Source organism: Mesorhizobium sp. ES1-1 (assembly GCF_020164785.1).
Classification (GTDB): domain Bacteria; phylum Pseudomonadota; class Alphaproteobacteria; order Rhizobiales; family Rhizobiaceae; genus Mesorhizobium.
Map to the genome: position 1 here is coordinate 29,723 of NZ_JAIUGX010000011.1, position 11,824 is coordinate 41,546.

Annotated in this window: 10 protein-coding genes; 4 read left to right on the plus strand and 6 right to left on the minus strand. The window is 64.3% G+C overall.

The genetic code is table 11. The annotated features are described in order from the left end of the window. Positions 1-71 precede the first annotated feature (71 nt). From LB513_RS18925 to speB, 6 genes are all read right to left on the minus strand, one after another. On the minus strand, positions 72-1,844 hold the full coding sequence (locus LB513_RS18925) for an SLC13 family permease (protein WP_224665032.1): 1,773 nt from the start codon (positions 1,842-1,844) through the stop codon (positions 72-74). A gap of 124 nt (positions 1,845-1,968) precedes the next feature. Next, a complete protein-coding gene (locus LB513_RS18930) occupies positions 1,969-2,673 on the minus strand; it encodes a DUF2270 domain-containing protein (protein ID WP_224665033.1) in 705 nt (234 codons plus the stop codon). An 86-nt stretch (positions 2,674-2,759) separates the two neighbouring features. Further along, positions 2,760-3,407, minus strand: a complete 648-nt coding sequence (locus tag LB513_RS18935; RefSeq protein WP_224665034.1) for an amino acid ABC transporter permease — start codon at positions 3,405-3,407, stop codon at positions 2,760-2,762. Next, a complete protein-coding gene (locus LB513_RS18940) occupies positions 3,404-4,060 on the minus strand; it encodes an amino acid ABC transporter permease (protein WP_224665035.1) in 657 nt (218 codons plus the stop codon). Before LB513_RS18940 ends, LB513_RS18935 begins: the two co-directional genes overlap by 4 nt. Before the next feature lie 6 nt (positions 4,061-4,066). After that, positions 4,067-4,867, minus strand: coding sequence for a transporter substrate-binding domain-containing protein (locus tag LB513_RS18945; protein WP_224665036.1), 801 nt, complete (start codon positions 4,865-4,867; stop codon positions 4,067-4,069). A gap of 78 nt (positions 4,868-4,945) precedes the next feature. Then, positions 4,946-6,007 carry an agmatinase gene (gene speB, locus LB513_RS18950; RefSeq protein WP_224665037.1) on the minus strand — a complete coding sequence of 354 codons (1,062 nt, stop codon included), beginning with the start codon at positions 6,005-6,007 and terminating at the stop codon, positions 4,946-4,948. A gap of 204 nt (positions 6,008-6,211) precedes the next feature. On the opposite strand from speB, the gene gcvA reads away from it, so the two are divergent. The 4 genes from gcvA (at position 6,212) to LB513_RS18970 (ending at position 11,726) form a co-directional block, all read left to right on the plus strand. After that, positions 6,212-7,186 (plus strand): transcriptional regulator GcvA, encoded by a 975-nt coding sequence (gene gcvA, locus LB513_RS18955; RefSeq protein WP_224665038.1) that lies wholly within the window; start codon positions 6,212-6,214, stop codon positions 7,184-7,186. Between the two features lie 138 nt (positions 7,187-7,324). Beyond that, positions 7,325-8,629 carry a nicotinate phosphoribosyltransferase gene (gene pncB, locus LB513_RS18960; RefSeq protein WP_224665039.1) on the plus strand — a complete coding sequence of 435 codons (1,305 nt, stop codon included), beginning with the start codon at positions 7,325-7,327 and terminating at the stop codon, positions 8,627-8,629. 196 nt (positions 8,630-8,825) lie between these two features. Further along, the gene (locus tag LB513_RS18965; protein WP_224665040.1) at positions 8,826-10,265 is read left to right on the plus strand and encodes a hypothetical protein; all 1,440 of its coding nucleotides are present in this window, start codon (positions 8,826-8,828) and stop codon (positions 10,263-10,265) included. A 156-nt stretch (positions 10,266-10,421) separates the two neighbouring features. Beyond that, complete coding sequence (locus tag LB513_RS18970) at positions 10,422-11,726, plus strand: ABC transporter substrate-binding protein (protein ID WP_224665041.1); 1,305 nt, start codon at positions 10,422-10,424, stop codon at positions 11,724-11,726. Positions 11,727-11,824: the final 98 nt, after the last annotated feature.

An 11,824-nucleotide genomic window follows, 5' to 3' on the forward strand; every position in this document is an offset into this window, starting at 1 on the left:
TGCTACGAGCCCTCGCTGAACGCAAACACCGGCTACCGCATCACCCGGCCATCGGCGGCCGGGGTGCCCCCTCACCTCATCGGCCACACCAGCATCAGCATCGGCACCGCAACGGCGATGACCAGGAAGGACAGGGGCAGGCCGAGGCGCGGATAGTCGCTGAAGCGGTAGCCGCCCGGGCCCATGACCAGCGTGTTGCATTGGTGGCCGATCGGGGTCAGGAAGTCGGAGCCGGCGCCGATGGCGACCGCCATCAGGAAAGCTTCGGGCCTGTAGCCGAGGTCGCCGGCGAATTGCGCCGCGATCGGCGCCATCACCAGCACCGTCGCCGCGTTGTTGAGGAAGGGCGTCACCGCCATGGCCGCGACCAGGATGAGCGCCAGCGCGCCCGCCGCCGGCAGCACGTCTCCCAGCCGGGCGAGCTCCCCGGCGATGATCTGGGTTGCGCCGGTGCTGCGCAGCGAGTCGCTGACGGGGATGAGCGCCGCCAGCATGACCAGGATCGGGCCGTCGAGCCCCTGGTAGACTTCGCGCACCGGAATGACCTTGAGCAGCACCATGGCGACCGCCGCCGCGAAGAAGGCGACGGGAACGGGAAGCAGGCCGAGCGCGGTCGCCGCCATGGCGGCGGCCAGCACCGCGACCGGGACGATGCCCTTGCGGACGCTGCCCAGCAGGATCGCACGCTCGGCCAGCGGCAGGCAGCCGAATTCGCGCAGCACCTCGGGCATGGCTGCGGCACTGCCCTGCAGCACGATCACATCGCCAAGCCTCAGCCGGACCTCGGCCAGGCGGCGGTCGAGGCGCTCGCCACGGCGGCTGACCGCCAGCAGATTAACCTTGAAACGGTCGTAGAGCGCCAGGCGCTGCGCGGTCCAGCCGATCAGCGACGAGCTCTCGCCGATGACGGCTTCGATCGCCATGATGTCGCTGTTGTCCTCCTCGGCTCCCTGCCGATCGCCGGTCACGCTCAGCCTGGCCTGCGAGACGAGACGGTCCAGCGCTTCGGGGTCGCCCTCCAGCAGCAGGATGTCGTCCGCCTTCAGCACGGCGTCGGGCAGCGGCGTCATGCGCATGGTGCGGTTGCGCAGGATCGACGTCACCCTGGCGTCGCCGCCCGACAGTTTGAGCAGATCGGCGACGGTCTTGCCGAGGACAGTGGAGTCCGCCACGATCACCGCCTCGGTGAGATAATTCTTGATGTCGATGGCTTCGTTCAGGGCGCCGCCGGTCTTCACCCGCACCGGCACGAGCCAGTAGAAGAACAGCAGGAAAATGGTGCCGGCCACGGCGAGCGCGGCCCCCACGGGCGTGAAGTCGAACATGGTGAACGGCGTGCCGGTCAGCTGTTCGCGCACACGCGAAACGACGATGTTGGGCGACGTGCCGACCTGCGTCATCAACCCGCCCAGCAGTGAGCCGAACGACATCGGCATCAGGAACACCGAGGGCGAGATGTTCGAGCGGCGGGCGAACTGGAAGGCGATCGGAATCATGATGGCCAGCGCGCCGATGTTCTTGACGAAGGCGGACAGGATGGTGACCGTGATGACGAGGAGCGCCAGCTGCGTGCGCACCCCCGACAGGTTCGGGGCGTAGCGCTTGATCGCCGCTTCCATGATGCCGGTGCGCGCTATGCCGGCGCTGACCAGCAGCGCGCTGCCGACGATGATGACGATGTCGTCGCTGAAGCCGGAGAACATCTGGTCGAAGGGCACGATCCCGACCGCGACCGAGACCAGCAGGGCCGCGGCGGCGACGAGGTCGTAGCGGTATCGTCCCCACACGAAGGCCGCCATCATCACGGCGATGACGGCGAAGGACAGGATCTGCGGTGTCGTCATGCTTCGGATATCCCCCGCCGCGGGCGCGGCGGATCAGAACGACCCAAACGGCCGTTCGTTGCGTCGGTGCTCACCGGCTTCCGCTCCGTCTCTGCCGGCGGCGCTGCGACAAGCGCCGGCCCGGCTAGACATGAACCGAGCCGTCGTCTTCGTCGCGGCTGATGCGCTGCCGCGACATCCAGCCCACAAACGCATAGAAGGTCGCGACGCCGGCCAGGACCACCCAGCCGGGGATGGGGCCGAGCTGCGCGCTGGCGATCACATCCACATAAGGGGCATGCGCATCGCCGGTTGCAGCACCTGCCGGCTGCAGCAGCGAGGACGATATTTTGAGCAGCCATGCCATGAGCAGGATCAGGAACATCCAGATGTAGTTTCGCCGCAGCCGCCGGCACATGGCGCCGAAAGCCGTGATGTTGAACTGCGGATGCTTCAAGCTCAGCGACAGCACGTCCTGCCACGGCCTGTGCGGCGGTTCGGAGCCGAAGAACGCTCCCAGATAATGTTTTTCGACCAGGCGGACGCGGTCGCGATAGACATCGAAGAATCGATACCGCCTGGCCTCGATGAACAGAAGCAGCATGACCAGCACCATGGCAAACAGCAGCACGCCGTGATGCGAGGTGGGGGTCGACAGCGAGACCGAGAGCATAGCCGCGGTCACGGTGATCGCCCAGTTGGAGGTCTGGTCGAGACGGGCCCGCCAGCTCGACATCCGCGCCATCTCGCCGCGATAGTAATGCATGATGATCGTCGTCACCTCCGCCGGCGACCGCGCCGAGTGGTGCGAGGTCAGCTCTCTGCCGGGCGGGGGTTCGAAACTGGCCATTCCATCACGCCACGTTTGGGTTCCGGGAATAAGGGTGTCTAAAGTCGGCGGCCAATGCAATCGATTTGCGCGGCGCGTGGGTTGGCTCAGCGGGCCGAGGCACGGCGTTCGAGGGCGCGCGCATATCGCGTCAGCGGGAAACACATGGCGAAAAAGATCAGCGCCACGAGGCCGTAGACCTTGAACGGTTCGAAAGTGGCATTGTTGATGGCGTTGGAGGTACGCACCAGCTCCTCGAAACCGATGATCGAGGTCAGCGCCGTCGACTTGATCAGCTGCACCAGGAAGCCGACGGTGGGCGCGCGGGTGATCGCGAAAGCCTGCGGCAGGATGATCAGCCTGAGCTCCTGCAGATAGTGTAGGCCGAGGCTGGCGCCGGCATCCCATTGGCCGAGCGGCAGCGCGTCGACGCCGCTGCGCCAGATCTCGGCCAGATAGGCGCTGGCGAAGAAGGTGAGGCCGAGTACGGCGGCGGTCCAGGGCTCGATGCGCAGGCCCAGCATCGGCAGGCCGAAGAACATCAGGAACAGCTGCATCAGCAGCGGCGTGCCCTGGAACAGCGCGATATAGCCAGAGGCGATGCGCCGGCTCCATCCATTCTTGGCTATGCGGAAGAACAGCACGATCAGGCCGACGATGCCGCCGCCGATGAAGGCCGCCAGCGACAAGAGGACCGTCCAACGGGCGGCGAACAGCAGGTTGCGCACGATGTCCCAGAAGGTGAACTCGATCATGAGACGCCCGCCCCCAGAACGCGGCGCCCGCCGCTGACGAGCAGCCGGCGCAAGGCCATCGACAAAGCCAGATAGACGATGGTCACGACAAGATAGGTCTCGAAGGAGCGGAAGGTGCGCGCCTGCAGCATGTCGGCCTCGTAGGTCAGTTCGCGCACGGCGATCTGCGAGACGACGGCAGATTCCAGCATCATGATGACGATCTGGCTGGTGAGCGCGGGATAGATGACCTTGAGCGCCTGCGGCAGCACGATCTTGATAAAGACCTGGCGTGGCCTGAGCCCCAGCGACAGGGCCGCTTCGGTCTGCCCGGCCGGCACGGCATCAAGCCCGGCGCCGACGATCTCGATCGTGTAGGCCGCCATGTTGAGCGTCATGGCCACGATGGCCGCCAGCAACGGGTCGAGCCGTATGCCCAGGCTGGGCAGACCGAAGAAGATGAAGAACAGTTGCACCAGGAACGGCGTGTTGCGGATGATCTCGACATACCAGCCGATGGCGTGCCTGAGCAGGGCGGGCCCGTTGCGGCGGCCGGCGGCGCCCAGGATGCTGAGCAGCGTTCCCGCCAGCGTGGTCACGGCGATCAACAGGACCGTCGTGGCCGCACCGCGCGCAATGTCGGCCAGGGCGCCCGGAAGCCAGGCGAAGGCCACCTGGCCTCAATCCTTAAGATTGTCGGGATTGAGCGGCGTCTTCAGCCAAGCTTTCGAGCTTTCGTCCAGCTTGCCGTCGGCCAGCATCTTGGCGACGGCGTCGTTGACCGCCTTCTTGAGGGCATCCTCGTTCTTGTTGAGGCCGATATGCGAGGGCGAGGTCAGGAGCTGGAACTTCTGTTCCGGCTTGAGCTGGTCCTGCTTGGCCAGCACCTGCGCCCCGACATCATTGCCCACAACCATCAGCTGGGTCTGGCCTGAGATGAAAGCCTGGATCACGGAATTGTAGTTGTCGAAGCGCTTGATATCGGCCGAAGCCGGCGCGGCCTCGGTCAGCGACGTGTCTTCGAGCGTGCCGCGATTGACCGAAATGGACTTGCCGGCGAGATCTTCCTTGCCCTTGACCGACATTGCCGCCGGACCGATCACCGCGATGTAGTAGGGCGCGTAGGCGGCGGCGAAGTCGATGACCTGCTCGCGCTCCTTGGAATAGCCGACGCTCATCAGGATATCGACGCGGTGGTCGTTGAGATAGGGGATGCGGTTCTGGCCGGTGACGGGGACCGGGTTCAACTTCACCTTCAACGTGTCGGCGATGTATTGCGCGACATCCATATCGTAGCCCTTGAGGCTCATGTCGGCGCTTGCCGAGGAGAAGGGCGGGAAATCCGCGAAGACGCCGACATTGATGGTGCCGGCCTTGGTGATGTCGGCCAGCGCGTCGGCACTGGCCTGCGTGGCGAGACCGGCAGCGCCCAGCATCAGCACGGCGGCGATGGTCGATTTGAGGGTCGTGCGAATTGTCATTGTATTCCCCTGTCTGGAAGCTTTTCTGTTCGAGGCGTCCGCCGGCTCCAGCACGGCGGCCGTCCTTTGCTTTCAAGATCAGGCTTGCTTGCCTGAGATTGCCGGGCTGAACACCATCAGGCTCAGGATCTCGAACAGAACCTGTGCACCGGCATGCGCCGTGTTGGTGGTGGCGTCATATTGCGGCGCCACCTCGACGACGTCGCCGCCGACGATGTTGAGGCCCTTCAGGCCGCGCAGCAGCTCCAACACCTCGCGCGTCGTCAGCCCGCCAATTTCCGGCGTCCCGGTGCCAGGTGCGAAGGCCGGATCGACACTGTCGATGTCGAAGGAAACATAGGTCGGGCCGTCGCCGACGATTTTGCGCGCCTTATCGATGATGGCCGGAATGCCCAGGCCCGTCACTTCCTCGGCGTGGACTACGGTCATGCCGGATTCGTAGGTGAACTCCCACAGATATTCAGCCGAGCCGCGGATGCCGATCTGGATGGTCCGCGTCGGATCCAGCACGCCGTCCAGCACCGCATTGCGGAAGGGCCCGCCATGGTGGAACTTGGTCATGTCGAACAGGCCGCTGGTGTCGCAATGGGCGTCGATGTGGATGAGGCCGACCGGAGCCTTCTTGCCGACGGCTTTCAGGATCGGATGGCTGATGGAGTGGTCGCCGCCGACCGATAGCGGGATGACACCGGCATCGACGATCTGGTTGGTACGGCGCTCTATGTCCTCATGGCTGATCTCCAGCCGGTAGCGGCTGCGGAACGGTGTGTCGCCGATATCGGCGACCCTGAGTTCATGCGTCGGCGCGCATTCCAGCACGTGATTGTACGGGCCGATGCGCTCGATGGCGCGCAATGCCCTTGGCCCGAAGCGCGAGCCGGGCCGGTTGGTGACGCCAAGGTCCATCGGCACGCCGATCATCGCCACCTGCAGATCGCCAAAATCCGGATTATCGGCCGCGATTTCACGATAAGGCGCGGCAAGGAATGTCGGAATGCCGGAATAGGGCGCCAGCCGCGTGCCGCTCTTGTTGAAGATCTTGTCGGCCACCTTGCGGAACTTCGGGTCGAACATCTCGCCGCCATGGCTCTCGCCATATTTGCGGCGCAAGGCGTCGAGCTTGCCGCGGTCGTAACCCATGCCGGTTCTCCTGCTGTCTGAAGCGATCTGGTCTATGGCGGCGCACGGCTCGATCCGTCCAGGACCCCGCCGCGGTTGCGCCGGCCTTGTCGACCTGACGTTTGATGCTGTTCCCGGCAAAGTCTCCGGCAGCCGCATTGAAAAAGCAATTGATATTGTTAGGGTCAGTTATGTGAGAAAATCTCACAGTATAGCTGGATTGCCATGGCCAACCGCCTGCCGCCCCTGAACCCGCTGCGCGCCTTCGAGGCAACGGCGCGCCATGGCTCGCTGACCAAGGCAGCGGGAGAGTTGAATGTCACGCATGGTGCCATCAGCCACCAGATCAAGGCGCTCGAGCAGTCGCTCGGCGTCAAGCTTTTCGAGCGCGCCGGCCAGCGGGTCAAACTGACGCCGCATGGCGCCGAGCTGCTGCCCGCCGTGTCGACCGCTTTCGACGGCATCGCCGCCGCAACCCAGCGGCTGACGCGTCCGGCAAGCAGTGGCGCGCTGTCGGTCTCGTGCGTGCCGGCCCTGCTGCTCTTGTGGATGACGCCGCGGCTCGGCAGCTTCACGGCGCAATATCCAGACATCCAGCTGACGCTCATCCCGTCCAACGACGCAAGGGACGTGCGGGCGCAGCATATCGACGTCTGCGTTCACTATGGCGACGGCAGCTGGACCGATTGCTGGATGCGCAAATGGTCGGGGCTCGAGCTGTTTCCTGTGGTGAGCCCGACCCTGATCAACAACCGTCCGATCCGCACCGTGCGCGATCTGGCCGACCATGTCTTCCTGCATGGCGACGATGGGCGTGAATGGCACACCTGGCTGGCGGCGGCGGAAGCGCTCGACCTGGAACGGGGCCGACGCCACCATCTTGGCGACGCGCGCATGGCAACGGAGGCGGCCGTCCACGGCCATGGCGTGGCGCTCGGCGATTCCGTGACGGCCAGCGCTCTCCTGGCCAGGGGCATGCTGATCGCGCCATTCAGCCTGTCGGTGCCGGCCGTCGATGATTTCTATGTCGTCTGCCGCAATGAAATGCGGGCGGCGCCGGTCGTCCAGGTCTTCATCGACTGGCTTTTTGCCGAGAAAGCGCAGGCAGACAGCCGCGCCGACGCCCCGGTGGCCGGCCGCTTCGTCACCCGCCGCAAGCGACCGGCGCTCCGGGTTCTCGGCGGCAAGACCGGGGGCTGACGCGCGCATCCTTTCTGACCGGATGCAGGGTGTTCTTTTTGTCGGACCAGCCTCAAACCGGGCAGCGCTCCTATCAATTCGATGCTATGAGGCCTGTCGCGGTTTTGGATGGCAGGCAGTGAAGGCGAATGTTGAACCATGGCTAAGACCGATATTGCGCGGCGCGTCTACAATCACACCTGGAAGCTCGACCCGATCGTGCGCAGCCTGCTCGACACGGATTTCTACAAGCTCCTGATGCTGCAGATGATCTGGGGCATGTATCCCAAGGTCGACACCACCTTCTCGCTGATCAACCGCACCACCTCGGTGCGCCTGGCCGACGAGATCGACGAAGGCGAATTGCGCGAACAGCTCGACCATGCCCGCACCCTGCGTCTCAGCAAGAAGGAAATGATCTGGCTCGGCGGTAATAATTTCTACGGCCGCAAGCAGATTTTCGAGCCGGAGTTCCTGGCCTGGCTGGCGAATTTCCGGTTGCCGGAATACGAGCTTTCCAAGCGCGACGGGCAGTACGAACTGACCTTCAGCGGACAGTGGATGTACACCACATTGTGGGAGATCCCGGCGCTTGCCATCATCAACGAGTTGCGTTCCCGCGCGGCGATGCGCGCGTTCGGACCGTTCGCGCTCGACGTGCTCTATGCCCGCGCCAAGTCCAAAATGTGGGCCAAGACCGAGCGGCTGAAGGCGCTGCCCGACATCCGCATCTCGGACTTCGGTACGCGGAGGCGCCACTCCTTCCTTTGGCAGCGCTGGTGCGTCGAAGCCTTGAAGGAAGGCATTGGCGAGGCGTTCACCGGTACCTCCAACGTGCTGCTGGCGATGGATACGGACCTCGAGGCGCTCGGCACCAACGCCCATGAATTGCCGATGGTGTTTGCCGCGCTCGCCAATTCGGAAGAGGAATTGAAACAATCGCCCTACAAGGTGTTGCAGGACTGGCAGCGCTATTATGGCGGCAATCTCCTGATCGTGCTTCCCGACGCCTTCGGCACGGCCTCCTTCCTGCGCGATGCGCCGGACTGGGTGGCCGACTGGACGGGGTTCCGCCCCGACAGCGCGCCGCCGATCGAGGGCGGCGAGAAGATCCTGTCCTGGTGGCGCGAGAAGGGCAAGGATCCGCGCCAGAAGCTGCTGATCTTCTCCGACGGGCTGGAGGTGGAAACGATCGAAGAGACCTATCGCCATTTTAAGGGCAAGGTGCGCATGTCCTTCGGCTGGGGGACCAATTTGACCAATGATTTCGAGGACTGCGCCCCGACCGAGACCCACAGCCTGGACGCCATATCGCTGGTCTGCAAGGTTACCGAGGCCAATGGGCGGCCGGCCGTCAAGCTGTCGGATAATCCAGCGAAGGCGACCGGAGACGAGAAGGAGATCGAGCGGTATCTCAGGATTTTCGGCGAGAAAGACCGCGTGGAGCATCTGGTGAAGGTGTGAAGATCCGACCGCGTATTGTCCTCCGGCTAAGATGGAAATCTCGGATAGCGTGAGTTCCCGCCAACCCCCCTCTGGCCTGCCGGCCATCTCCCCCGCAAGGGGGGAGATCAGCCTTCGCCTCCAAAGTCGCAAATCTTCGACGTCGCAAGAACGGCGCCGAACGGGCGATCTGCCAATCTCCCCCCTTGCGGGGGAGATGTCGGGCAGGACAGAGGGGGGTGTGAAGGATCTCGACGGGAGAGGATATTCCGTCTGGTCGGCTCTCCTCACGTCGTTTCTCCCCACCCGCGCCTTCGCTCACGCCTCCGATCGCGGGCACGTCCTGCTCTTGCCGACCGGCTACTATCTCGTGGGAGGCGCCGTCGCCGTCGCGATCAGTTTCCTCGTGCTGGCCCAGCTGCCGACGGATTGGCTCGACCGTTTCTGGCGCCGCCGCTTGCCGTTGTTCACGCTCGACGACGGCGCCCGCACGGCCGTCAGCCTGGTCTCCTTTGCCGGCTTCGCCACACTTGTCGCCTCCGGGCTGTTCGGGAGCCGCGACCCCCTTTCCAACCCGCTGCCATTGGTGATCTGGACCATGCTGTGGGCAGGCCTCACGGTGATGCAGGGGATTTTCGGCGACCTCTGGTCATGGCTGAATCCGTGGTTCGGGCCTTACCGCCTTGTGTCGCGCCTTTTCGGCGTGAACGAGGACCGGGCATGGCGTCTGCCAAATTGGATCGGCTGCTGGCCGGCGCTCGTTCTGTTCTTCGCTTTCGCCTGGTTCGAACTGATCGATCCCGCCCCCGACGATCCGGCGCGGCTGGCCTGGGCGGCCGGCCTCTACTGGCTTTTCAGCTTCGTCGCCATGCTGTTATTCGGGTACCGGGCCTGGAACCCGGCCGGCGAAGCCCTCACCGTCTTCTACTCGATGGTGGCGCGTTTCGCGCCCGTCGAACGCGACGAGAATGGCCGGCTTGGCCTTTGCTGGCCCGGCGCCAAGCTCTTTGCGGCCGGGCCGCTGTCGGCCAGCGGTATCGCCTTCCTTCTGCTGGCACTATCTTCCGTTTCCTTTGACGGGCTGTCGAAGACCTTCTTCTGGCTTGGACTGTTCGGCATCAACCCGCTCGAATTTCCCGGCCGCACGGCCATGACCGGCAGCGGCACGCTCGGACTTGTGTTGACATTCGCGATGCTGGCCGCGATTTTTCTTCTGGCAGTCTGGCTTGGCCGGCTGCTTGCGGGGGGCGACCGGCCTTCCGGCCACGCGGCCGGTTTGCTGGTGTGGTCGATCGTACCGATCGCGCTCGCCTATCACATCGCGCATTATATGACCGCCCTGCTCGTCGACGGACAATATGCGCTGGCCTCCCTGTCCGACCCCTTCGCACTCGGCTGGAACCTGTTCGGCACCGCCGACATGGCGATCGAGGCAGGCATCGTGGCCGGCGCAGAATCCGCCTGGTGGCTTTGGAATATCCAGGCCGGCGCCATCGTTCTTGGCCATGTGCTCGCCGTCCTCGTGGCGCATGGTTTCGCCGCAAGGCTGAACCCTGTGCCGGCCCGCGCCGCGCTCAGCCAGTTTCCGCTCACCTTGCTGATGATCGCCTATACCGTCTTCGGCCTCTGGCTGCTCGCCACGCCGACGATTGGCTGAGCGGTTGCTTCGGAAATAATGAATTCCCCGGGAGAGCGGCATTGCCGTGTCCCGACTTTGGTGATTAGTTTGTACACATGCAATTCAGGGTCTCCCCGCAAGGTGAGCCCGCCGCGTCCAGCCATTGGTCAAAACTCAAGAAACAGGGGAACCACCGTGACTGACAAGAATGGGTTTTTCGATCTCAGCACAACCGGGCTCACCCGCCGCACGGCGCTGAAGGGCCTCGCGGCCGGCGCCGGCCTCGCCGTCGCCCCGGGCTTCGTCCGCTACGCGCAGGCGCAGAGTTCGGCGCCGATCAAGATCGGCTTCCAGTCGCACCGCACCGGCATCGGCGCCGCCTATGGCCGCTGGTACGAGAAGACCACGGCGGCCGCGGTCAAGGCGATCAACGCAGCCGGCGGCATCAATGGCCGCCAGGTCGAGGTGATCATCGAGGATGACGGCACCGATCCGGGCCGCGGCGCCGAGATGGTCGGCAAGTTCGCAACGCAGCACAAGACGGATATCGTTTTCGGCACGCTGTTCTCGCATGTCGTCATCGGCTCGGCGCCCGCCGCCGGCGAAAACAAGATGCCCTATTTCGTCGTCAGCGAAGGCCACCATGTCGCCTCGACCAAGCTGAACCGCTATGTCTTCCAGCCGGGCATCACCGATGTGAAGAGCCAGATCCAGTCGATGGCGCCATGGATCGCCGGAAATGTCGGCAAGAAGGTCACCATGATCTACCCGGATTTCGCCTTTGGCTACGACCATCGCGACTATCTGCCGCCGGCGCTGAAGGCGCAGGGCGCCGACGTCATCGCGCAGATCGCCATCCCGCCCACGGAATCGTCCTTCACCAAGTATTTTCCGCAGATCCCGGCCGAGACCGAGGTCATCTACCATGTCATGGTCGGTCCGGCGGTCCTCACCTTCGTCAAGGAGCTCGGCGAGTTCTACGGCTCCAACCGGCCGCAGCTGTTCGGTTTCATCGACTCCCTGGAGGCCACGGACATCAACAGCCCGGGCCTTGAATTCCTCGACGGCAGCCATTTCTGGGAAGGCTCGCCGCGCTATGCGCAGCCCGATGACAGCGACGCACAGAAAGCCTATCGCGCCGCCGTCGGCATCGATGACAATGGCGCCGCGGTCGGCGACGCAAAGGACGTTTCGACCGCCGCCCATATGTTCGGCTGCTGGGAAACGCTCTACGTCGTCAAGAAGGCGATGGAAGACGCCGGCTACAAAGGGCCGGAAGACCGGGCCAAGTTGGTCGAGGCGACCGAAGCACTGACCGCGTTCGCCGAAGGGCCGGAGCATCCGCAGGGGCCGAAGACCTTCAACGGCAAGATCCATCAGTGTTTCGGCATCCAGAACATCTCCAAGGTCGAAGGCGGCAAGCTGAAGGTGGTGCACAAGACCAAGATCGAAGATGGGCTTTACGAAGCCGAGGGGGATTACACGACGCAGGCGCTATAAGCTTGGCTATCCAGCAAGCGTGAGCGCCAGGCCGCCCCCCTCTGTCCTACCGGACATCTCCCCCTCAAGGGGGGAGATTGGATGTGGCTTCGGGTTTC